We start from the raw sequence: 22,682 nt of genomic DNA, 5'->3' as shown, positions 1-22,682 counted from the left end.
ATGTTCCATGATGGATATACAATTAAGACGAATCAAGGGAAATCCTTTTTCCCACATTACTTAATTATAATTATGGAGGTATTTATCATGAACAAAGTTATTACATTTTTACAGGAAAATCCAGTACAGTATTTAGCCACTATCGGTCGTGACGGGAAGGCAAAATGCCGTCCATTTATGTTTGCCGGTGAGTTAGACGGAAAATTGTGGTTCTGTACCAATAATCAAAAGGATGTATACAAAGATATGCAGGAATATCCGGAAATCGAGATTTCTGTTTCCAGTCCATCCTATGCATGGATTCGTCTTCATGGAAAAGCTGTGTTTGAAAACAACATGGTGGCGAAAGAAATGTGTATCAAAAATCCGATCGTTAAAAGTCAGTACCAAACTGCTGATAATCCGATTTTTGAAGTATTTTATCTGGAAAATCCACATGGTGTAATTGCTGATTTTTCCGGTAATCCACCATACGAGTTTTAATTATAAGAAGAAGGTGTGAATATGAATCAAAGCGAACGAAGACAATTTCTAATACGGGAACTTTTGCGGGAAAACCGGGATTACCAAGACCTATCCATTCCCAAAGCCTCTGAGGAACAACAATCTCTTTTGCGTGGATTATTAAATATCCGTCCGCCCAAAAGCTGTAATGATACCTTTTTACAGATACAGGATGCGTATCTCTTAGAAAGAACCCAATCGAAAGGTATTACCAAACTTTCCTCGTTAAAGCCGATGTTGCCGGGACTATATCTCTGGCAGGGTGATATTACTACATTGCAGTGTGATGGAATTGTAAATGCTGCAAACAGTGGATTAACCGGCTGTTATGTTCCAAATCATCGTTGCATTGATAACTGTATTCACACCTTTGCCGGTGTGGAATTGCGCCTTGCTTGCGCAGAACTAATAAAAGAACAAGGCTCCCCGGAGCCTACCGGACAGGCAAAAATCACATCTGCCTACAACCTGCCCTGCAAATATATCCTACACACTGTGGGCCCTATTATTCGTGGAGCATTGACAAAAGCAGATTGTGATTCCCTTTCTTCCTGTTATCGCTCCTGCTTGGAACTGGCCGCAAAACATAACCTTGAAAGTATTGCTTTTTGTTGTATTTCAACAGGCGAATTTCATTTTCCAAATGACAAAGCTGCGGAAATTGCGGTACAGACTGTAAAAGAATTTATGCTGAAAAAAACTAGTGTAAAGAAGGTGATTTTTAATGTTTTCAAAGACTCCGACAAATACATCTATGAAAAATTACTCCAAGCTGATTCATCAACTGACCGTTGCCATCCTGGAATCTGATGCCATAGTTATCGGAGCCGGTTCCGGTCTTTCTACCGCCGCAGGTCTTACTTACTCGGGCAAACGATTTAAAGAACATTTTTCTGATTTTCAGGAGAAATATGGCATCACTGATATGTATTCCGGCGGTTTTTATCCCTTTGATACGTTAGAAGAATATTGGGCATGGTGGAGTCGACACATTTTCATCAATCGTTATCAGAAAGCTCCATATGCTGTGTATGAGGACTTGTTTACATTAGTAAAAAATAAGGACTATTTTGTACTTACCACAAATGTTGATCACCAATTCCAGCTTGCAGGTTTTGATAAAAAGCGTTTGTTCTATACCCAGGGGGATTATGGTCTATGGCAATGTAGTGAACCCTGCCACCAGAAAACTTATGATAATGAAGAAATTGTACGAAAAATGGTTGCTGAACAGACGGATATGCGTATTCCTTCTGAACTGATTCCTCACTGCCCTATTTGCGGAAAACCTATGACTATGAACCTGCGTTGTGATAATACTTTTGTACAGGATGAAGGCTGGTATACTGCCTGTCAGCGATATGAAGACTTTATACGCCGCCACAAGGGACTTAAGGTTCTCTATTTGGAACTTGGTGTGGGCTATAACACACCCGGCATTATTAAGTATCCTTTTTGGCAGTACACCAGTGAAAATCCACATGCTAAGTATGCCTGCATCAATATGGATTCTTGCTTTGTGCCTGGGGAGATAATGGGGCCGTCGATTTGTGTGGAAGGGGATATCGGGGAGGTGGTGAAGGGGGTTGTTAAATGTAGTAAGCATAAATTATAATAATATACTTTTCTAACCATAACCTTTCCTTAACCAAAAATAGACAGTCATCACGCTGACTGCCTACCCGCTAATAGGATTCTTCCTGTTTTTATCTGCATTCTATTTATAAACCGATTATAGTTCTCTTGCATAAAGTCTGACCTCATCTATTCTATAACAATAGTCAGAAATTTTCTCGCGTCGCGAAGGCTTTACCTCAAATATCATTTCTTCAACACCATATATTTCACCTACATTCTTTCGGTTTAAAAACCAATCTGCTTTAGAAGGACGTGCATAACAACGCAGCCAATTCTGCTCCTTGATATTGTAAAATCCTTGTGCCAAATACCAGTAATTAGCTGCTTCATCTTCCTGTGTCCATACTTCACAATATTTGATACCTTTCATTATAAGTTGTTTTTTTACTTCATCCCATAGAGAAGCAGCAATATGATTTCTGCGATATTCTGGCAGTACAGCCAAATGCCAGATTACAGCTCCAACTTTTTTGCCTGCCACACACAAACTTCCAACTTCCTTTTCTATTTCAGCATCAATTAAGCCAATAATTTTGCCATCTTCTTCCGCCACAAGGCAAATTGAATCATTCTCATAAATTTCCCGGTGGGTCAAAACATCGTTGTAATATGAGCAATCCAAAAACGAAAGAACTCGACACCTCAACCATTCCAATTCATCGTTCTTTGTATATTCTCTGATTACCATTAAATTATCCTCCCTATATTATTTCCAAATGTTTAAACGCCTGCCTAATAGCTTCTTCTTTCTCTGGCGTACGCTTAGGCTGTGTTACATTGTCAAATTTAGTCAAATTAAAGTTCTTCCTTGGAAAGAATGCCCTTCATCGGTATATTCTCCTACAATCTCCATATCCTGAAATTCTGCATATTTTCTAAGCTTGTCCTTCTGTGCATCCAAGCTATAACCATCAACCTGAATTGCTGTTGATACACGAGTATATATGTAGCATTTTGTTTTCTTTTTCAATACATTCACTCCCCCTCTACTGTGGTAAAATCAAAGTTGGATTTTTCAACAGCGTGGCAATAACCGGGGCATATTTAGATATTCCATAATCTTCAACAATACTGGTTATTCTAGCCCCAGCATCCTTTGATGAAGCACCACATAAGAAAACTCTTTCATCATCAGTTCCATAATCCAACACTATAAATCGATCATGAAATATACCGCCTGTCTTTTTCATTGACAAATTTACTGTTGGGTACTCCTTGCAGAAATCTGTAAATTCTATGTTGTGAAGTTTATTATTTCCAACATTATCACTGAATAAAATAATATCTACTCCGGTAGGAGAATTCTTAAAGTGTACCAGAGTTCTTAAGCCAATATAATTGTCAACGACATATATTGACGACTTAGCCTGTTTATAAATGGACTCATATACCTCATCTGCACTACTAAATTTTGCATTAAACATGAGCCACTTGTCATCATCGTCTGAAACAAAGCTGTTCATCATATCAGCTAACTCAGATTTTGTCACAACATCCTTCAGTCCTTCTGCAACATCTGAAATCTGCTTTTCCAGCGATATCATATCTGAGTTGATTTTGTTAATTTCTATTCTGTTGTTAGCAGTTTCCATGCTTAACTGAAGTATTTCCCGCTGACCTATTAAATCACGATTTTCTAATATGTAATCTTTCATTTTCTTAAAGGTTCTTATTAATGCCTTGCTCTGCTTAACAGCCAACGGTCCTTTCAAGACAGTCATCAGCATATATAATCCTTGCTCTGTAAATACATGAGGATTATAACGACTTTTTGAACTTATATTTGCGGTACAATTTTTGTACCGCAAATGTTCTAATTCCTCATCTGTCAATTCAAACATAAAATCTTCATCAAATTTTTCAATATTATTTTTTACTGTCTATTAAATCCCTTCGTATCATAGCCATATATCTCTGCTAAATCAGCATCAAGCAATACCCTTTTACCCCTAATTTTATACAGTTTTTCTTTTAGATATTCTTCTGTTACTTCTATTACTGTAACATCGATTTCTTTCTTTTTATCTTCTACCATAGAACCCCTCCATCCATTTTGCGGTTAAAAAATCGTCCGCAATTTTCATATATTTTTTCTAATAGTTTATTTAAACTTATTCGCTCCTTCCTTAGTCCTGAAATGTTTACTCAAAAAATAAGACTTGTAAATGTTATCCCCTGTAATCTTATCTGCCAGCAGAGAACGTTTCTGGTGTTAGCTCTGGTGGAATCAAATTTTCCTTCACCGCATCCGTGTGAATACGGTAGTTCACCTTTGACAAAGCCCTGTTCAAGTTCCAGTCCAATGAAAGTCGGCTGTTTTCATCTTGTTTTAACCTACGGTAATCTTTCATAATATACAGTTGAAATTCCGGAGAAATCCATGTAGCAAATGCCATAGCAATATCGCTATGTGCATAAGTTCCTCCGCCATATCTGCCTGCTTTTGACACTATTCCAATAGCATTGGTCTGTTCAATCCATTTGGTTGGTGTCATAACAAACCTGTTTAATCCTGCCCCACTTCTAACCGCCTCGAATTGCACACAGTTAAAATCTGGATTATGAAGTTCTTCCCAAACAGCCAAAAACTCAACTGTATTTCTGTTTCGCATCCAGTTCTGAATGACAAATCTGGGATCATTATCATTTCTATATTTTGCAATATCTGTCAACGAAATATATTCATTTTCAAAATCTTTCGTGTAAATCCCAATATCAATTCCTTTTGCGTGAATAATTTCCCTAACTATTTTATTTATCTTCTTTGCCGAACCGAACTACGTGAACATACAAATAAGTCAGTATCCGATCTGCATCTCAATGATGATGCAGTCCAAATACTGACTGATGAAAAATATAATCCACAGTTATTATCAGAATTACTCTCTCATGAAAGCTTCCACAAATTCATAACTGACCTGGAAATCTATATTGATGGTTTTAATGATAAAGGAATTCAGATAGCAAATGCTTTTCTTGATGTGATGAGATATAAACTGAACGAACTCGGTGGCGACTCCACTCATGTTTTTACAAAAATATTTGATACTTCTCCAACTCAGATTGCTACAGAGGATACTTCCGAAGCCTCTAATGATGCTTATATTAACGGACTGCTCCTTTTGTTTTGCAAAAATTTGGAAATGAAAATCACCCAGCTTTCTGTCGAAGAAAAACAGACCTTAAAAGAAATATTTTCCCGTTCCAAGCCGGCAAAGGAACATAGGAAACGGAGAATACGAAATCCGAAATTATAAGATTTAAATTAACCATTTTCAAAACAAGCCACCGAGCATTATCCCTATGTGGCTTGTTTCATCTATGATTATTTCCATTATAAAGTTTAGGTTTCATGTACAATCGACAGCCCAACTTAACTATCTGCTTTCTACTATTGTATATGTTCCTGATTCAAAATTTACATATAATGTTGCAAATGCACTATTATATTCCCATTGGATTTCCAGAGACCTCTCCCCTCCGGAGATTGCTACCTCTGCGCCTTCCGAGAATGCCTTATGGGTATTTCGCATGCGGATTAACGCAAGCTGTTTTTGAACCACATCTTTTTTCAACCCTTCCGTGATCTGATCAGTAGAAAGATTTGTCCGGTTGATTTCCTTATGTCCGGATTCCCCTGCACGCTGCACCGCTTCATGGTCATTTTTTCCGGCAAACAGATCCAGATACCAGATCTGCGGTTTGCCCGGCATAAACATCTGGATGGCCCGCGCCAGAAGCATTTTTTCATCCGACTCTCCCAATGCACTGTAGTACGTGGCATTTACCTGATAATACAGATTCTTTTGTCCATGTAAATTTTTGACCATGCCTCCGCGGGATACAATCCGGTCAATTAACGACTGGATCTCCTCTTTTGGAAGCAGTCCCTTTAAATCCAGAAGCGGGATGCCGTCGTGACAGCCAAGCATGTTGACCGTGGAGATCTTCTTTTCCACAATTTCCTTCGCCCATGCCGCAAGGTATGTTCCGCGCCTGTTCTCAATCGCATCAATGACCAGTCCCGGCAGGAAAAAGTCGTAGGTCGCATAGCCTTTTTCTGCAAGCGTCTGGTATATTTTTTCGTCATACGCTGCGTGGATCTCTGGCAAAAGCGTAAGTCCCAAAGGTTCTGCCAGCGCATGAATCTTCTGTAGAAGTTCCCATGTCTCCGGATCATTGAGAAAGTTTTTCTTTCCCGGTGCTTTCGGCGCATAGGCAAAGGCATCCAGCCGCACGATCGCCGCTCCGTAAGAAGCTATTTTCTCCAGTGTTTCACGATAAAACTCCCACACCTTTGGCGACTGGATGTTTACATCCATCTGTCCAAGATAGTGTCTGCCATGCACTTCCTGATAAAAGGTATTCCAGTACGGCACCTTTTTCCCATCCGGAAATTCCACCATCAGGATCGGCAGCCCAGGTTTGCGGAAAAACATCTGCTTCAGGCAGCTTTCCTCCGGCTGGATATAGCCTTCCTCCGTCATGGTTCCATGCCCTTCCCAGAAGCGGTTCCAGTCGATGAAAAAATCGCGGTACACAGAAGCCTCCCCTTTTTCCACAAGATCCTGAAACTGTGGGGACTGTGCGGAAGCATGGTTTAAAATAAAATCCAGTTTCAGGTCAATCCCCATATTCTTTAACTGGTCAAGGTCTTCCCGGTTGGCAAGCTGCTCATTCAGGTCATAATCGATCACGGAAAATCCCCGGTCGAGATCGGAATGATACAGGCTCGGCAGAATGTAAAAGGAAGAAAATACATCCTGCATTGCCTCAGTTTTTAGCAATGTTACAATATCTCCCAGATTTCCTCCAAGACTGTCGGGATATGCATTGAGCATCGGTTTATGGTTCATAAACTCTTCCGTCCTTTCCCACGATTAATCCTGCATTTTTGCGCTGCACTTCAAGTTTTTCCTGTTCCAGCTCTACCACGCGGCAGATAAACGGGCTTGCGGCATTCTCATCGCGGTTTCTGCGGATGCGCCGCTCCTTTGTCTCCTCCGGGGAACTTTCCAGAAAGACGGGCAGATCCACACCGTGTAACTCGTCACTGCCTCCGTGTGTCCACTCCAGAAGCAATACGGATATTCCGGAAAAATCGGTTTCTTCCGATGAAATCTCGCCATCTTCCCGTCCCATATGCCGCAATGTGATCGTATCTTTTCCCTCATGAAATGCCGCAAGCACTTCATTGATCCGGTCGAAGTCAATCTCTTTCTTTGTTCCGAGATATCCACGCAGTCCGTCTTCCCCTGCCTCTTTATACACACGCATCCGTTCTTCATCGTTGCGTTTTGGAATCCGGTGTGGATAATCATCGCCCGAGAGCAGATAACAACCCGTTCCGTCATTTAAAAAGTACTGCTGCAATGCCGTTGCAAGCGTTGTTTTTCCGGAACCGGAGCCACCGTAAATGCTGATGACCACCCGGTTTTCGACATTCCCGTCACACCATTTCTGCACTTTTTCATATAATCTTTCCGCCTCTTTCAATTCGGTAAAGGCAAACTGATACGCCTCATATTCCCCGGTAAACGGCGGAAGCGGAATTCCCGCATGCATCAGTGCCGCACCGGAATACTGTCTGCCGCTTTGTTCTCCCAGATACACAGCATCCGGTTTTAACCCACGCAGGCGGACATAAACGGTCGCCTGATTTGCCTCAGTCATAAGACGCACCACACTTACCAGTGCATGATCCTGTTCCTCTGATACCGACATCCATGCCGCAATTTCATCTGTAAACGGATCAGACAGCCGCCAGTACGTTCCCTCGTTAATGAGCGTTTCATACTTCTTATACGTTTTGATCTGCTCCCGGATCTGCTGCTTTTCCTCATCCGATAAAAGCGCCGGGTTTAATTCGTAACCGAAGGTTCCAGCCATCGCCGTCACCCCGCGGGTGTGAAAACTTGTCACCCGTCCGGTCTGGTGATTCGGCACCGCCGAAACATGCGCCCCCATCGCGGAAACCGGATAGAAAAACGAAGTTCCGTACTGGATTCTTGTGCGGTTGATCGCATCGGTATTGTCGCTGCACCAGATCTGTGGGGAATAATAAAGCATTCCTGCGTCAAACCTGCCGCCGCCACCGCTGCATCCCTCCAGCAGAAGATCCGGATAGCGGCTGCACAAACGCTCCATGAAATCATAGACACCAAGCACATAATCATAGGAAAGATTTCCGGCATAAACATCTGCCATGCTGCGGTTCATATCCCACTTGACATAATCAATTTTTCCCTGATCGAGCACGGCACAAATCTGATCAAATACACAGTCGCGCACTTCTTTTCTGGAAAAATCAAGCAGTAACTGGTTTCTCGAGCGCACCGGCTTTTTCCCCGGAATCTGGATTGCCCAGTCCGGATGCGCCCGGTACAGATCACTGTCTTCATTGACCATCTCCGGCTCAATCCAGATGCCAAATTTCACGCCCTGCTCATGCACACGGGCAATAAGTTCTGCCAGACTGCCCCCCAGTTTCTTTTCATTGACCTGCCAGTCCCCAAGGGAAGAATTATCATCGTTTCTTTTCCCGAACCAGCCATCATCCATTACTACCATATCAATTCCAAGGGAAGCGGCTTCTTTTGCCAGATCCACAATCGTATCTCCCGTAAAATCAAAATAGGCTGCCTCCCAGCTGTTGATCAGTACTGGGCGCTGCATATGGACATATTTGCTGCGGCACACATGGTTGCGGATGCAGTTATGATACTGCTGTGACAATGCCGACAATCCCTCTGCCGAATAAGATAAAATAACTTCCGGCACCGTAAAGGTTTCTCCCGACGCAAGCGGATAGGAAAACAGTTCTTCATTTAATCCAAGAAGCAGGCGCGTCTGGTTGAACTGGTCTTTTTCCGCCTCACAGGAGAAATTCCCGCTGTATACAAACAGCATTCCATAGCAGCTGCCTGCGGTCTCCGTTGTCCCTTTTTCTGCCAGAATCACGGCAGGATTATACTGATGGCTGGATGTTCCCCTGCGGCTGCCAAACGCAATGGTTCCATGTCCCAGCGGCGTACGCTCCAGATTGCGCTCCATGGCATGTTTTCCATAAAACCGCAGGACATCAAAATCTCCCTGTACAAAATCCAGACAGGCTGCCGCTGCCTTTTCGATCGTAATCTGCCCGGTTCCTGTATTTTTAATCCGGACACTTCTTGTAATGACATCGTTTTCTTCCAAAACACCGTACAGCAAATGTACTTCAACCTGTGCGTTTTCATCTGCAAGGACAATTTCCAGTGTCTGCGCTTCCTTTTCCTCTGCCCAGACAGCCGGAAGTCCCTGTAACTGGTATTTGCCGCTTCGGATCTCATAACTTTTAAAAAGTAGATCTGCACTTTCCACCCCTTTTTCATTTTTGATATTCAGTGCAATATTGCGGTAATCCCCGGTGCCAAGGGACGGATACTCCTGTGGCAGCGCATCCAGCGAATAGGTGCGGTCCATACCGGCTGCATAAGGATTTCCGGAAAATCCGCGGTCTGCATAGGTTAGGACATAGTCCATGGAACTGTTTGTTTTTTCTCCGTAGTACAAATGAAGCAGATATCCCAGTGGATCAACCTGCATCTGATAAGTTGTATGCGCCGTATGCAGGGTAAATATTTTTTTATTTGGATTGTATATAATTGCCATAAAAGTCACCTCGTTTATTCTTTATCCTTTGACTGCACCGTTTGCCACACCATTTAAAATTTGTTTCTGGCAGATCACATAAAAAATCAGGATTGGGATCAGCGCCAGAATATAGGAGGCAAACGCCAGATTGTAATTGGTTCCAAACTGTGTCTGGAAATTAAGCTGTGCAAGCGGCAGCGTATTCTGTCCGGTTCCAGACATGATCACAAGCGGTGTCATAACATCATTCCACGTTCCAAGAGCTGTCAGGATTGCAACTGTTGCATGCATTGGCGTCATCATTGGAAAGACCACTTTCCAGTAAGTAGTCCATGTGCTTGCTCCGTCAATATCTGCCGCCTCTTCCAGCGCTATCGGAATATTTTTTAAGTACCCACTGTAAAGAAGGACGTTCATTGGCATATAAAATACCAGATACAACAGAATGACACCCGCGCGGTTTCCAAGTCCCATATGCGCCGTCTGCTTTACCAGAGGCATCATTAAGATGGAAAACGGAACAAACATTCCGCTGACAATATACAGATAGATAAATCGGAAACTTTTTCTTCTTGCCATGCCGCGTCCAATCACGTAGCCTGCAATTGAGTGGATCAGGATTGCCAGTACGATCGTTACCAGTGTGATCAGTAAACTGTTTCCAAGAGAGTGCCAGAAATCGGTCACTTCCATTGCCTGACGGAAATTTTCAAAACTCCACTGTTTGGGGAAAGAAAGTGCACCCGCCACATCGTTTGTCATCTCACTCGGTTTCTTAAATGCAATAATCACTGCCATATACAGCGGGAAAAATACCGTAACCGTCCCCAAAATCAGAACAATCGTAAGTACCCAGTTTGTTTTCAGTTTTTCTTTCATCATAACTGCTCCTCCTTCTTATTCATGACTGTCATCTGGAAAAGTGAAATCGCCACAATCACAATAAAGAAAATGACTGCATTTGCACTCTGGAATCCAAACTGTCCGCCATCCATACCATTTTTATAAATCAGGTAAGAGATGGATTCGGTGCTCTGTGCCGGACCACCCTTGGTCAATGACATGATCTGGTCGAATACCATGAGGAAATTCTTTGTGCTCAATACCAGATTGATTGTTACAAACGGTATCACCAGTGGAAATGTTACTTTCCAGAACTGCTTCCATTTACTGGCTCCATCAAGCATACTCGCCTCATAAACGTCCTCCGGGACAGTCTGCAGACCGGAAATATAAATAATGGTATTCATGGCAACTGCCTGCCATACACCGACGATCAGCACACCAATCCATGCGTATTTTTCACTTGCAAGAATACTGTTCTGTAAAAATCCAATGTGGAACACATTTCCCACAGTTGGGAGAATGTAAGTAAAAATAAAGCTGAAAATATAACCGATGACAAGTCCGCCTAAAATATTTGGCACAAAGTAAATACCGCGCAGTGCACTTTTAAAACGGATTGCACTGTTTAATCCAACTGCCATGATCATGCTCAGCACATTTACCAGTACAGTTCCCGCCAGTGCATATTTAAACGTAAACAAATAGCTTTTTCCCACGCGGGAATCCGTAAACAAATCTGCATAGTTCCGGAATCCGACATAATCGTACGTTCCGTATCCTTTATAATTGGTAAAGCTGTAAATCACACCTTTGATCATTGGAAGTGTATTGAATGCAAAAAATAAGATCACAACTGGTATGATAACCGCCCAGAATGTTTTGTCCCTGTTTGACATTTTCTTTTTCATTGTGCATCCTCCTGTTCTTTCTGATAATCCTGTACTTTCCGAATCAGATCCCGGTTATAGCGCTTCCAGTCGGAATCAAATTTTGTCAAAAACTTTTCCTGTGCATTGTCGCTTGTATCCAGCAGGAACGTCTGGATCATGGCATCCACACCCATCTCACTCGGATAATGGTGATCCTGATAATCTGCCATGCGGTTGTTTTCAATGTAAGGACGCATATCCTCGAGTGTTTCCGGAATTGCAAAATCCCCGTCTTTGCAGGCAATTCCGCCCTGTTCATCCAGATAAATCTGAATGGTCTCATCTTCATACAGATATTTTAAAACTTCATATGCAGCCTCTTTATTTTTGCATGCTTTCATTATGGAAAACTGCAGATCAATTCCTGAATTTAATACATTGTCTGATTCGTTATCATTTGCAGGAAATGTAAAAGAGCCAATATTCATGTCCGGATTGACCGATTTGATCTGTGGGATCGCATAGCTTCCGATCGGATACATGGCAGATTCCCCGCGGGCAAATGCTGTACATGCATCGTTGTAACCATATGCATACGGATTTTTTTCGGCGTAATCCAAAAGCGCACGCATCTTTTCTGCTACCGGTCCATACGTATCGGAAAATGTGGTATTTCCCATATTTACCTGATTGTATGTATCCGAATCGGTAAGTCCGACTGCCAGCGCATTCCACGGAGCCAGACAGGTCCAGGTATCTTTAAAGCCCAGATACAGCGGAAGTGTTCCGCTCTGTTTTATTTCATCACACAGTGTGGTAAATTCCTGCCAGGTGGTCGGAACTTTCCAGCCATTTTCCTCAAACAGATCTTTGTTATATAAAATTCCTGCCGCGTTTGCCGCATATGGAAGTGCATACGTGCCATCCTTTGGAATAAACTCCAGTTCCTTATCCATATCCAGATATGCCTGTTTTACGGTCTGGACTTCATCCAGATTGGAAATATCATCAAACAAATCTGCATCTAAAAAGTTGGAATAGTTGCTGTCTCCTCCGATTGCGATGATATCCGGATAATCCTCCCGGATAAAACGTGTCTTTAAAATAGTCATTGCTTCGTTTGGAGATGAAATCGTCAGATGGATGTCATCATGTGTTTCATTGAACCGCTTTTCAATTTTTTCAAATGCCTTAACTGCTTCTGGTTTGTAGGAAACCACTTCAATCTCCGTTTTTCCATCCGCCCTTTTTTCGCTTCCGCATCCAGCAAGTCCTGTCATACACATACCAAGTGCAAGCACAGCCGCAAGACCACGGAAAATATTCCTTTTTGCCATATTCCTCTCTCCTTTTCTTAAATATATCCGCTTGCCTTTTTGATAATCTAATTATAACATACCTTTATGCGTCCTTAAATACCTATATTTTTTTAATTTTATACCCAAATGCAATATTTTGTGCTATAATAGATACTAATATCGCATTTTGGTATATACGGAGTGTTTTATGAGTAATACATTTTTTAATATTTTTCCAAATGAAAATTTTATTGATCTGTGCATGTATCAGTTTGGATACGAACAGTGTGATCCCGGTCATTCTTTCGGACCTGCAACACGCAACCACTACCTGTTTCACTACATTCTTTCCGGAACCGGAACTCTCATGGCAGACAATGCAAACGGGGATACACAGACCTATTCCGTAAAAAGCGGACAGGGATTTATGATTTTCCCGGGGCAGATCAATACTTACATTGCCGATGAACAGCTTCCATGGGAATATATGTGGATCGAATTTGACGGCTTACGTGTAAAAGAGGCTTTAAGCGTCACAGATTTGTGCAAAGACGCGCCCGTTTATCATTCCCACTCCAAAGAATTGCGGGAAAAACTTGCCGATGAAATGCTTTATATCGTCAATCATCCGCAGGAATCCTCCTTCCATCTCATCGGGCATCTGTATTTATTTATGGATTATCTGCTGCAGTCTGCAAAATCTACTAAGCTGGTTTCCAGTGGACGCATGAGTGATTATTATATAAAAGAAGCAATCAATTATATGGAACAGAATTTTCAGAATAATATTTCGATTGAAGATATCGCTGCGGTATGCGGCATCAACCGGAGTTATTTTGGGAAAATCTTTCGCGACTCGATCGGCCGCTCTCCGCAGGAATTTCTTATGAACTACCGCATGGTAAAGGCTACCGAATTGTTAAAGCTGACTTCCTTATCCATTGCAGATGTCGGCTCTGCTGTCGGATACGAAAATCAGCTTCATTTTTCCCGTGCTTTTAAAAATATTTATGGTGTTTCTCCGCGGGAATGGAGAAACCAGAACAAGTAACACTAGATAAGATAGATATCATTCCTATCAGTCTTAATATCTCTCAGTATCATTACCTTGTCCATTGAACACTTCCATATCAGCAAAAAGGACATCCCCTGACCTGTAAACTCTACAGTTCTGGAATGTCCTTTTTCCCATATTTCACTATATTTTCAATACATATGCTTTTATTTGCTCATAAGTTGCTTGTCTCCGCTCCGCTTCGGTCCACGCTAGACAAAGGTCCACCGGACCTTTAGCGCCCTTGGAAAGTAAGACAACCGTCTCCACATTCGCTGTAGCCGGGAACATATCCACACAACAAATTCGTTCTGCACGATATCCTCTCGCCTGCAACACTTCTAAGTCTCTTGCAAGGCTGGTTGGCTTACAGGAAATGTATACTAATCTATCCACACCATAAGCAATGATTTTCTCCAAAGCTTTTGGGTGAATACCGTCTCTTGGTGGGTCTAACACAATAAAGTCCGGTTTTTCTTCTATTTCATCTAAGACTTTCAACACGTCTCCTGCCAAAAATTCACAGTTATGCAGTCCATTAAGTTCTGCATTTTCCTTTGCTGCCTCTACTGCTTCTTCCACAATCTCTACGCCAATTACCTTTTTTGCAACCGGGGCTAAAATCTGTGCAATCGTTCCTGTTCCGCTATATAAGTCATAAACGGTTTTGCCATTTCCTGCATCTGCTACATACTCTCTTGCTGTTTCATACAACACTTCCGCTCCAAGAGAATTGGTCTGGAAAAAAGAAAACGGAGAAATACGGAACCGAAGTCCCAGCAATTCTTCATAAAAATAGTCTTGTCCATATAAGATGTCTGTTCCTTCATTAATGACTGCATCTGCCAAACTATCATTATGTGTATTTAAAATTCCTACGATACTTCCATCCAGTTGCAACGCCTGTAAACATGCGACAAATCCTTGCAATAATTCCTGTTCTTCTGCCCCTGTTATCTGGGTTGTTGTCACCAAATCCACCAGTATCTCACCTGTTTTTACTGCCTTACGCACCAAGAGGTGACGCAAATATCCCTCGTGGCGCATCTTGTGATAATATGGTGTCTGTTTCTCTTGAAAAAAGGACAGCACTGCCGATAAAATCTTAGAGTAATCCTCGTCTACAATCTTACACCCTGTTACAGTTACAATATCATGGAAACTTCCCCGCTTATGCATTCCTAAGGACAACGGTCCATCCTTTACCATATCGCCAAAGGAAAATTCCATCTTATTGCGATAAGCCTGTTGCCTTGGACTTGCCTTTATTCCCTCAAAGATTCCATCATTAATATCATAATAAGGGCTACAGACTGGCTCTAGCAATTCTTTTACCTGTTTTTCCTTTAGCTCTAACTGCTTGTCATAGCCAAGGCTTAAAAATGTACAACCACCGCAAATACCAAAATGTTCGCATGGAGCTTGTCTCATTTCTAATGGAGATTTTTCCAGTACCTCTAACAGTCTTCCTTCTCCCTTTCCTTTTCTTACCTTATTGATAGAAAAAGATATTTTTTGTCCGGGAATTACATTTTTTACTACTACTGTTTTTCCCTCTTCCACATGCACAATTCCCTTATTTGGAAATGCTACACGTTCTACAATTCCTTCACAAATCTGTCCTTTTTTCATAATGCCTCCGTTTGCAGAAAAAGCTCCCGCATCAGCTAATACGGGAGCTTCTTACTAGTCACATATTTCTATAATTCTTCTTATTCTTCCTCAGTGTCATCTTCGTCATCGAAGAAATCATCTTCGAAGTCGTCATCAAAGTCATCTTCGAAATCTTCTAAATAATCCGGTGTAAAGAAACGGTATACACCGTATGCAATAGCTGCTACTGCTGCTACTCCACCAATAATAGCAAATATCCAAAGTGCCTTAGACTTCTTCTCTTCCTTTTCCTGTTTGTGCAGTAAGTCATTCAATTTCACTGTGCTTAATAATTCATCAAATTTTTCTTTATTCATAATTACCGCTCCTTCTCCGTTTCTATTTGTTGATAATCTCAACTTTTAAGTTGCTTTTAGTATACCACATCTTTGCCTGTTAGCATACCAATTTTTACAAATTTTATACTTTTTTTAGTTTTGCAAAAGAAGCAAACATTTTCTTTGTTCCTACCTTGTCAAAGTCTACTGTTACCTCATAATCACGTCCTCCTTCTACTATCTGAGTAACTGTTCCTTCTCCAAACTTCATATGTCTTACTCTGTCACCATTTGTATAATCCAGTGAAATTTTGCTGGTGGCATTACTGGAAAAAGTTGCACTCTGATATGGCTTGGTTTCATAGGTATTTCTGGTACTGAAAATCGGATTCACTTTGGAATTCGCCTGACGGAAAGACTGACTGGGTGCTTCTGATAATGTCTTTGTTACAGAAGGATTGCGTACTGCTCCTGTCAGAAGATTCCTTGGAACCTCTTTTACAAACCTTGACACTTTATTATATTGTGTTTCTCCACGAATCATACGTTGTTTCGCACAAGTAATTGTTAAATCTTTCATGGCACGGGTAATTCCCACATAACACAAACGACGTTCCTCTTCGATTTCAGATGGATCATCCGCTGTGATTGTCATATAGCTTGGGAAGATTCCATCCTCCATACCTACTAAGTAAACATTTGGAAATTCCAAACCTTTTGCACTATGCAATGTCATCAACACTACATAATCATTCCCTTCCTGAAGATCATCAATATCTGCTACTAATGCAACTTCCTCTAAAAATCCACTTAAGGTTGGATTTTCTTCTCCCTCTTCGTAGGCAACAATTTTACTAATCAATTCATCAATGTTTTCGATACGCGCCTGTGCTTCTTCGGTATTTTCTGCCTCTAATTCTGCCACATATCCTGTTTCTTCGATAATATCCTGCAATAACTGTGACGGACTTAAGTACTCCACTTTACTACGCATCGACTGAATAAACGTAACAAACGGCTTAATCTTTGCTCCTGCCTTTCCAATGGATGGAATATCATCTGCAAGCTTCAACGCATTATAAAAGCTCAAATCGTTTTCCTGTGCATAGGTCTGGACTCTGGATAATGTAGTTGCTCCGATTCCACGCTTTGGTACATTGATAATTCTTCGTACTGCAAGGTCATCTCTACCATTATCAATGGTCTTTAAATATGCCAGTAAATCCTTGATTTCCTTTCTGGCATAGAAGTTTACACCACCTACAATCTTATATGGTGTATTATTTACCACAAATCGTTCTTCAAACAAACGAGACTGGGCATTGGTACGATAAAGGATCGCACAATCTCCATAATTGTAAGTACCCTCTTTTACCTTCTTTTGAATATCCCGAATCACATAATCCGCCTCTTCGTAAGCTGTATCAAACTGCTGGAAGTTAATCTTCTCACCCTCTGCATTGTCTGTCCAAAGCACCTTGGACTTTCTGCCTACATTGTTGGAAATCACACCATTCGCTGCATTCAAAATATTCTGGGTAGAACGATAATTCTGCTCCAACTTGATTACTTTTGCATTTGGATACACTTCTTCAAAATTCAAAATATTTTTGATATTTGCACCACGGAACTTATAAATAGACTGGTCATCATCACCAACCACACAAAGGTTCTGATATTTTCCTGCCAGTAACTTAATCAGCTGGAACTGTGCGGTATTGGTATCCTGATACTCATCCACCATAATGTATTTAAAACGTTCCTGATAATAATCTAACACTTCTGCATCGTTTTGGAATAACTCTACGGTTTTTACAATCAAATCATCAAAATCCAGTGCATTGTTCTTGCGAAGCTCTGCCTGATATTCCCGATAAACTGCCGCCTGTTTTTCCTTAGCAAAATCCCCTGCTGCACTTAGTGTAAATGCTTCCGGAGAAATCAATTCATCCTTGGCAGAAGAAATTACTGCCATAAAACTCTTTTCCTTATATATCTTGGTGTCAATCTGCAATCTTTTACAAATATCCTTCATCAGTGTCTTCTGATCATCGGTATCATAAATGGTAAAATTCGTGTCATAATCCAAGCGGTCAATATGACGTCTTAAAATTCTTACGCAGGTAGAGTGGAAGGTTGATACCCAGATGCTTTCTGAACCAAATCCGACCAAATCATCAATACGTTCCCGCATTTCTCCTGCTGCCTTATTGGTAAAAGTAATCGCCATGATATTATAAGGATTTACCTTTTTTTCCTCTATTAAATATACGGTTCTGTGGGTAAGCACACGCGTCTTACCGGAACCTGCACCAGCTAAAATCAGAACCGGACCTTCTGTATGAAATACAGCCTCCTGCTGCATGGAATTTAATGTGTCGTACATACTCATAATCTTATCCTCTCAAAAAACTAGAGAAACCCGATAGACGAGTTTCTCAAATCAAACATATGTTTATTATAAAGGATATTGTGGGAGATTTCAACCGTTTTTGGAAAAAGCCATAAAACACTTGTCATATAGTTTTCAATACTATATAATAGAGACTGAGGTGAAACAAATGACAATAGATGCAAAAGATTTATTAAATAGCATATTAGAAAGTCTTTCCCGAATCGACTATGTAAAACCGGAAGACCTTCCCAATATAGATTTATACATGGATCAAGTGACTACTTTCATGGACTCTCAGCTTGCCGTATCAAAGCGTCATCCTGAGGACAAGGTTCTTACCAAGACCATGATTAACAACTATGCGAAAAATAATCTGCTACCACCACCGGTAAAAAAGAAATACTCCAAGGAGCATTTACTTGCTCTCATTTTTATTTATTACTTTAAAAATATTTTAAGTATCGGTGATATTCAGGAGATTTTAAATCCCATTACAGACAAATATTTTGCTTCTGACTTAAACTTCAACCTGGAAGATATTTATTCCGAAGTCTTTCGTTTAGAAAAGTCTGAAGTTTTAAGCCTGCAAAAAGATATTACTAAGAAATACAATACCAGCCATCAGACATTTGCCGATGTCTCTGAAGAAGACAGAGAAGATTTACAGCAATTTGCTTTTATCTGTATGTTGAGTTTTGATGTATATGTAAAAAAACAGTTAATTGAAAAGTTAATTGATTTAAAAGTTGCTGAACGTGAAAAAAAGGAAGCTGAAACAGATTCCAAGTCCAAGAATAAGGAAAGTAAAAAAGAAAAAGAGAAAGAATCTGAAAAGAACTGATTTTGAAATATAATTTACCAAATAGAATACTAAAGCTGATATGATTCCCCTTAAGTAATTAAGGGGGATTTTTCTGTATATCACACAAACAACCATATTTGAGATTTTTCTTCTCAAATATGGTTGTGTCTAAAAAAATTCTATAACAACAAGTTCTATAACACCTTTGACAAAAATTCCTGTAATCTTGCATTCTTGGGGTGTGCAAAAAATTCCTGTGGTGTATTTTCTTCACGAATCACCCCTTCATCAATAAACATTACTCTGGAAGCCACTTCTCTTGCAAAGCCCATTTCATGGGTAACTACTACCATTGTCATCCCATCGCAGGCAAGTTCTTTCATGATTCCCAGTACTTCTCCTACCATTTCCGGGTCTAATGCTGAGGTAGGTTCATCAAACAGCATAACATCCGGATTCATAGCAAGTGCTCTTGCAATTGCAATTCGCTGTTTTTGTCCACCGGAAAGCATTGCCGGGTAAGCCTCTGCCTTATCCGGAAGTCCTACTCGTTCCAATAACTCTAAAGCTTTTTTCTCTGCCTCTTCTTTTGTCATGATTCCAAGCTTTACCGGAGCCAGTGTAATATTATCTCGAATATTCATATTTGCAAACAAATTAAACTGCTGAAATACCATACCTATTTTCTGACGAATCTTATCTACATCTGTTCCCGATGCGGTAATGTCTTTTCCCTCAAAAATAATATTTCCCTTTGTTGGTGCCTCCAACAAATTTAAGGAACGAAGAAATGTTGATTTTCCACATCCGGAAGGACCTATAATAGCCACCACTTCACCTTGACAAATCTCTGTACTGATTCCCTTTAAGACCTCATGTTTGCCATAATACTTATGCAAATCTTTTACTTCTATCAATGTATCACCGTTCATTTGCTCTCAGTCTCCTTTCCAGTCTTCCCATGCAATAGGAAAGTCCCATTACTAAAATCAGATAAATAACAGCAACTGCTAACAACGGCAACAATGGAGAATAAGTAATTCCACGAATAATATCTCCTCCGTGAGTTAAATCAGTTAATCCGATATATCCACTGATAGAAGTCTCTTTTAACAAGACAATAAATTCATTTCCGAGAGCCGGCAGAACATTTTTAAATGCCTGTGGCATTACTATGTAGCGCATGGTCTGCTTATAGTTTAATCCAAGGCTTCTTCCTGCTTCAAATTGTCCCTGGTCTACTGCCATAATTCCGGAACGAACGATCTCAGCCACATATGCACCGGAATTTAGTCCAAATGCTACAAATGCTACTACTATCTTTGGTACATTTACAGTTGCAAAAATAACATAGTAAATAATCAAAAGCTGTATCATGGTTGGTGTTCCACGCATTACCGTCAAATATATTTTACACAATGCATTGGCAACTTTCATATGTCCGGTTTTATCATGGTTGGAACGAATAATTGCTACCAAAAATCCAATTGCAATACCTACAAGTACTGCCAACAATGAAATAATCAGAGTATTTCCTAATCCCTGTAAAATATATTTATATCGACCATCTTCTATAAAATTAAGCCTAAAATCTTCTATAAATGCTTGCAAAATTTTTCCTCCATCCCACTTACTTTGCTCTTACGATGATTACCTGTTTTGCCTTTGCATAGGTATCCGTAAAGTCAATGTTCTGAAGTCTATCTTCTGTTACAGTCATTCCTGCTACGCCAATATCTGCCTTTCCAGACTGTACCGCATTGATAATTGCATCAAAATCCATATCTACAATTTCAAGTTCCATTCCTAACTTATCTGCAATTGCCTGTGCCATATCTGCATCAATTCCTACAATTTTTCCATCCTGATAATACTCATATGGCTCAAATGCCGCATTGGTTGCCATTACCAGTTTCCCATTGGAGCGTTCTACTCCTTCCGGTGATTCGTATGGAGTTGTTCCCTTTGTGTCATCTCCGATGTAATTAGCAATAATTTTGTCCAAAGTTCCATCTTCTTTTAACTCTGCCAAAGCAGCATTAATTTTCTCTTTTAATTCTGTATTATTTTTTGCAATTGCAATAGCATAGTCTTCATCCGCATATTCTGCATCCAGAATCTTTAAGTCCTTATTTTTTTCTACAAATGCTTCTGCCGGCTCTGAATCGATAACAACACAGTCAATCTTTCCCTGTTTTAAAGACTGTACTGCATCTGCGCCCTTTTTATAACGTTCTATTTTAGTTCCAGCATCATCACCTTTGTAATCGTCTGTTACATAGATATCTCCTGTAGTTCCAAGCTGTACCCCAATTGTTTTCCCTGCCATATCGTCAACAGAAAACACTTCATTTTTCTTTACTCCACATCCAACTACTGACATTGCCATTGCTCCTGCTAACAATACTGTAGCAATTCTCATTCTTTTTTTCATAAAATATTCCTCCTGATGGTATCTCTTCCCTTTGGGGTTTTTACTGTATAAATATACACGCTCGTGTATATTATAACAGATTCCCTAAAATTTCAACTATTTGAAGTATTATTTTTACTTATTTACTTCCTCTTTTCTATTTTTTCTACTTATTTAAGATTATGTAAATCAGAAATGTTCTACTCCAGATATAAAAAAATAGAGAATTTTGCCATTGCAAAACTCTCCATTGAGTTCGTATCTGATTTTAGGTTAAAGCAATAATAATACCTGTTTTTTAAATTGTCAATATAAAAATTATTTTTTCATAAAAACTCTATTGATTTTCTTAGATTGTACTGCTAGACTAATACAATAGATAACTTTTTTATACACTCTTTTGTGGATAAAAATAACTCGGAAAGGATATTTTATGATGAAAAAAGTATTAAAAAAAATAGGTAGTGTTTTATTTTGTCTGCTTCCAGTTTTGTTAGCATTTGGTATTCAATTGGCAGTTTCAATTCCTGCAGTTATGCTAAAATCTGCTTCTTTATTAGCAAAACACCCGGAATATTTTTCTGACTTAGATAGCTTTCAATCTGCCATTACAAATGCAGTTTCCGGTGACTTTTCTATTTTAATCTCTGTTATTTATGCTGTAATTGCAGGATTGATTATGTGTTTCTGGTACTGGAAAAAGTTTGTTCCGAAAAAGGTTCCAAAACGAAAATTTTCTGAAATTATTAATTTGAAAACATTTTTCGGTCTTTTATTTCTTATTGTTGGTATGCAGTATGTTGCTTCTTATTTGGTAGTTTTGATTAACCTTATTCATCCTGCCTGGTATGATACCTATACTTCTATTATGGAAACAGCCGGATTCAGTGATATTTCTCCTTTACTTGCTGTATACTCTGTAATTATCGCACCAATTAGCGAAGAGCTTATTTTCCGTGGTGTTACCATGCATTATGCTAAACGGATTATGCCGTTTTGGGTTGCTAATATTCTTCAGGCATTTCTCTTCGGTGCCTTTCATGGAAATGTCGTACAAGGAACTTATGCTTTTGTAGTCGGTCTGTTCTGCGGATATGTATGCAACCGTGGCGGCAGCATCTATCTTTCCATTTTATTTCATATGTTGTTTAATGCATGGGGCACCTTGCTTCCTAGCTTCTACATGAGCTTTTATCTCATGCTACCTATTACAGTTCTGGCTGTATGGATTGGCTTTTACTTATATAATAAAGGCAGAACCAATCAGTATGATTGATTCTGCCTTTTCTCTAAGTCG

General features: G+C 40.1%; 19 protein-coding genes and 3 pseudogenes. 7 read left to right on the top strand and 15 right to left on the bottom strand.

All coding sequences use genetic code 11. The features are described from left to right. The first annotated feature begins 87 nt into the window (after positions 1-87). The 3 genes from KQI83_RS10935 to KQI83_RS10925 are packed head-to-tail and all read left to right on the top strand — an operon-like array spanning position 88 to position 2,119. The gene (locus tag KQI83_RS10935; RefSeq protein ID WP_216557730.1) at positions 88-483 is read left to right on the top strand and encodes a pyridoxamine 5'-phosphate oxidase family protein; all 396 of its coding nucleotides are present in this window, start codon (positions 88-90) and stop codon (positions 481-483) included. Positions 484-504: 21 nt separating this feature from the next. Beyond that, complete coding sequence (locus tag KQI83_RS10930) at positions 505-1,314, top strand: protein-ADP-ribose hydrolase (RefSeq protein ID WP_216557727.1); 810 nt, start codon at positions 505-507, stop codon at positions 1,312-1,314. Next, a complete protein-coding gene (locus KQI83_RS10925; RefSeq protein WP_330622383.1) occupies positions 1,229-2,119 on the top strand; it encodes a hypothetical protein in 891 nt (296 codons plus the stop codon). Before KQI83_RS10930 ends, KQI83_RS10925 begins: the two co-directional genes overlap by 86 nt. 117 nt (positions 2,120-2,236) lie before the next feature. Here KQI83_RS10925 and KQI83_RS10920 read toward each other — a convergent pair whose 3' ends face one another. The 4 genes and pseudogenes from KQI83_RS10920 to KQI83_RS10905 all read right to left on the bottom strand — a co-directional run. Continuing rightward, positions 2,237-2,830 carry a GNAT family N-acetyltransferase gene (locus tag KQI83_RS10920; protein WP_216557724.1) on the bottom strand — a complete coding sequence of 198 codons (594 nt, stop codon included), beginning with the start codon at positions 2,828-2,830 and terminating at the stop codon, positions 2,237-2,239. Between the two features lie 126 nt (positions 2,831-2,956). After that, positions 2,957-3,112: pseudogene (locus KQI83_RS10915) on the bottom strand (recombinase family protein); the annotation flags it as partial. A gap of 16 nt (positions 3,113-3,128) precedes the next feature. Next, positions 3,129-4,177, bottom strand: a pseudogene (locus KQI83_RS10910) (ORF6N domain-containing protein). A 169-nt stretch (positions 4,178-4,346) separates the two neighbouring features. Next, a pseudogene (locus KQI83_RS10905) lies at positions 4,347-4,901 on the bottom strand (KilA-N domain-containing protein); the annotation flags it as partial. Between KQI83_RS10905 and KQI83_RS10900 the strand changes: the two are divergent. Next, entirely contained in the window at positions 4,872-5,399 is a 528-nt protein-coding gene (locus tag KQI83_RS10900; RefSeq protein ID WP_216557720.1) for a hypothetical protein, read from the top strand. The pseudogene KQI83_RS10905 and the gene KQI83_RS10900 sit on opposite strands and share 30 nt — an antisense overlap. Before the next feature lie 120 nt (positions 5,400-5,519). Here KQI83_RS10900 and gtfA read toward each other — a convergent pair whose 3' ends face one another. From gtfA to KQI83_RS10875, 5 genes are read right to left on the bottom strand one after another with little or no spacing between them, the layout of a single operon-like run. Next, positions 5,520-6,998 carry a sucrose phosphorylase gene (gene gtfA / locus KQI83_RS10895; protein WP_216557717.1) on the bottom strand — a complete coding sequence of 493 codons (1,479 nt, stop codon included), beginning with the start codon at positions 6,996-6,998 and terminating at the stop codon, positions 5,520-5,522. Beyond that, on the bottom strand, positions 6,988-9,795 hold the full coding sequence (locus KQI83_RS10890) for an alpha-galactosidase (protein ID WP_216557714.1): 2,808 nt from the start codon (positions 9,793-9,795) through the stop codon (positions 6,988-6,990). Before KQI83_RS10890 ends, gtfA begins: the two co-directional genes overlap by 11 nt. A gap of 21 nt (positions 9,796-9,816) precedes the next feature. Beyond that, positions 9,817-10,659 (bottom strand): carbohydrate ABC transporter permease, encoded by an 843-nt coding sequence (locus KQI83_RS10885; RefSeq protein ID WP_330622379.1) that lies wholly within the window; start codon positions 10,657-10,659, stop codon positions 9,817-9,819. Then, positions 10,656-11,531, bottom strand: a complete 876-nt coding sequence (locus KQI83_RS10880) for a carbohydrate ABC transporter permease (RefSeq protein WP_216557710.1) — start codon at positions 11,529-11,531, stop codon at positions 10,656-10,658. The genes KQI83_RS10885 and KQI83_RS10880 overlap by 4 nt, the downstream gene beginning before the upstream one ends. Then, entirely contained in the window at positions 11,528-12,829 is a 1,302-nt protein-coding gene (locus tag KQI83_RS10875) for an ABC transporter substrate-binding protein (RefSeq protein ID WP_216557707.1), read from the bottom strand. Before KQI83_RS10875 ends, KQI83_RS10880 begins: the two co-directional genes overlap by 4 nt. A gap of 169 nt (positions 12,830-12,998) precedes the next feature. Here KQI83_RS10875 and KQI83_RS10870 point away from each other — a divergent pair, with 169 nt between their 5' ends. Then, positions 12,999-13,841 carry an AraC family transcriptional regulator gene (locus KQI83_RS10870; protein WP_216557703.1) on the top strand — a complete coding sequence of 281 codons (843 nt, stop codon included), beginning with the start codon at positions 12,999-13,001 and terminating at the stop codon, positions 13,839-13,841. Between the two features lie 147 nt (positions 13,842-13,988). Here KQI83_RS10870 and rlmD read toward each other — a convergent pair whose 3' ends face one another. The 3 genes from rlmD to pcrA all read right to left on the bottom strand — a co-directional run bounded on the left by rlmD (position 13,989) and on the right by pcrA (position 18,167). Beyond that, positions 13,989-15,476: a 23S rRNA (uracil(1939)-C(5))-methyltransferase RlmD gene (rlmD, locus tag KQI83_RS10865; RefSeq protein ID WP_216557700.1), complete on the bottom strand. Its 1,488-nt coding sequence runs from the start codon at positions 15,474-15,476 to the stop codon at positions 13,989-13,991. A gap of 80 nt (positions 15,477-15,556) precedes the next feature. Continuing rightward, entirely contained in the window at positions 15,557-15,814 is a 258-nt protein-coding gene (locus tag KQI83_RS10860) for a hypothetical protein (protein WP_216557697.1), read from the bottom strand. A 103-nt stretch (positions 15,815-15,917) separates the two neighbouring features. Next, positions 15,918-18,167: a DNA helicase PcrA gene (pcrA, locus tag KQI83_RS10855; protein WP_216557694.1), complete on the bottom strand. Its 2,250-nt coding sequence runs from the start codon at positions 18,165-18,167 to the stop codon at positions 15,918-15,920. 169 nt (positions 18,168-18,336) lie between these two features. Between pcrA and KQI83_RS10850 the strand changes: the two genes are divergently transcribed. Further along, the gene (locus tag KQI83_RS10850) at positions 18,337-19,011 is read left to right on the top strand and encodes a DUF1836 domain-containing protein (RefSeq protein ID WP_216557691.1); all 675 of its coding nucleotides are present in this window, start codon (positions 18,337-18,339) and stop codon (positions 19,009-19,011) included. Between the two features lie 155 nt (positions 19,012-19,166). Here KQI83_RS10850 and KQI83_RS10845 read toward each other — a convergent pair whose 3' ends face one another. Genes KQI83_RS10845 through KQI83_RS10835 form a run of 3 tightly spaced genes read right to left on the bottom strand, consistent with a single transcriptional unit; the run spans position 19,167 to position 21,406 of the window. After that, positions 19,167-19,904 (bottom strand): amino acid ABC transporter ATP-binding protein, encoded by a 738-nt coding sequence (locus KQI83_RS10845; RefSeq protein WP_305798547.1) that lies wholly within the window; start codon positions 19,902-19,904, stop codon positions 19,167-19,169. Continuing rightward, complete coding sequence (locus tag KQI83_RS10840; RefSeq protein WP_253295589.1) at positions 19,894-20,583, bottom strand: amino acid ABC transporter permease; 690 nt, start codon at positions 20,581-20,583, stop codon at positions 19,894-19,896. The genes KQI83_RS10845 and KQI83_RS10840 overlap by 11 nt, the downstream gene beginning before the upstream one ends. 19 nt (positions 20,584-20,602) lie before the next feature. Continuing rightward, positions 20,603-21,406, bottom strand: coding sequence for a transporter substrate-binding domain-containing protein (locus tag KQI83_RS10835; protein WP_216557688.1), 804 nt, complete (start codon positions 21,404-21,406; stop codon positions 20,603-20,605). Positions 21,407-21,821: 415 nt separating this feature from the next. Between KQI83_RS10835 and KQI83_RS10830 the strand changes: the two genes are divergently transcribed. Further along, positions 21,822-22,661, top strand: a complete 840-nt coding sequence (locus KQI83_RS10830; RefSeq protein ID WP_216557683.1) for a CPBP family intramembrane glutamic endopeptidase — start codon at positions 21,822-21,824, stop codon at positions 22,659-22,661. Positions 22,662-22,682 lie beyond the last annotated feature (21 nt).

The organism is Roseburia sp. MSJ-14, assembly GCF_018918225.1.
Classification (GTDB): Bacteria; Bacillota; Clostridia; order Lachnospirales; family Lachnospiraceae; genus Petralouisia.
Note: the sequence above shows the minus strand (reverse complement) of the source record. Positions and strands in the feature narration are given on the sequence as shown.

Excerpts from the sequence above, each read along its gene's own strand:
- KQI83_RS10890 (WP_216557714.1), bottom strand. The coding sequence starts at position 9,795 with ATGGCAATTATATACAATCCAAATAAAAAAATATTTACCCTGCATACG.
- KQI83_RS10860 (WP_216557697.1), bottom strand. The coding sequence starts at position 15,814 with ATGAATAAAGAAAAATTTGATGAATTATTAAGCACAGTGAAATTGAAT.
- KQI83_RS10850 (WP_216557691.1), top strand. The coding sequence starts at position 18,337 with ATGACAATAGATGCAAAAGATTTATTAAATAGCATATTAGAAAGTCTT.
- pcrA (WP_216557694.1), bottom strand. The coding sequence starts at position 18,167 with ATGAGTATGTACGACACATTAAATTCCATGCAGCAGGAGGCTGTATTT.
- KQI83_RS10870 (WP_216557703.1), top strand. The coding sequence starts at position 12,999 with ATGAGTAATACATTTTTTAATATTTTTCCAAATGAAAATTTTATTGAT.
- KQI83_RS10885 (WP_330622379.1), bottom strand. The coding sequence starts at position 10,659 with ATGATGAAAGAAAAACTGAAAACAAACTGGGTACTTACGATTGTTCTG.
- rlmD (WP_216557700.1), bottom strand. The coding sequence starts at position 15,476 with ATGAAAAAAGGACAGATTTGTGAAGGAATTGTAGAACGTGTAGCATTT.
- KQI83_RS10875 (WP_216557707.1), bottom strand. The coding sequence starts at position 12,829 with ATGGCAAAAAGGAATATTTTCCGTGGTCTTGCGGCTGTGCTTGCACTT.
- gtfA (WP_216557717.1), bottom strand. The coding sequence starts at position 6,998 with ATGAACCATAAACCGATGCTCAATGCATATCCCGACAGTCTTGGAGGA.
- KQI83_RS10930 (WP_216557727.1), top strand. The coding sequence starts at position 505 with ATGAATCAAAGCGAACGAAGACAATTTCTAATACGGGAACTTTTGCGG.
- KQI83_RS10830 (WP_216557683.1), top strand. The coding sequence starts at position 21,822 with ATGAAAAAAGTATTAAAAAAAATAGGTAGTGTTTTATTTTGTCTGCTT.
- KQI83_RS10880 (WP_216557710.1), bottom strand. The coding sequence starts at position 11,531 with ATGAAAAAGAAAATGTCAAACAGGGACAAAACATTCTGGGCGGTTATC.
- KQI83_RS10835 (WP_216557688.1), bottom strand. The coding sequence starts at position 21,406 with ATGAAAAAAAGAATGAGAATTGCTACAGTATTGTTAGCAGGAGCAATG.
- KQI83_RS10920 (WP_216557724.1), bottom strand. The coding sequence starts at position 2,830 with ATGGTAATCAGAGAATATACAAAGAACGATGAATTGGAATGGTTGAGG.
- KQI83_RS10845 (WP_305798547.1), bottom strand. The coding sequence starts at position 19,904 with ATGAACGGTGATACATTGATAGAAGTAAAAGATTTGCATAAGTATTAT.
- KQI83_RS10935 (WP_216557730.1), top strand. The coding sequence starts at position 88 with ATGAACAAAGTTATTACATTTTTACAGGAAAATCCAGTACAGTATTTA.
- KQI83_RS10925 (WP_330622383.1), top strand. The coding sequence starts at position 1,229 with ATGTTTTCAAAGACTCCGACAAATACATCTATGAAAAATTACTCCAAG.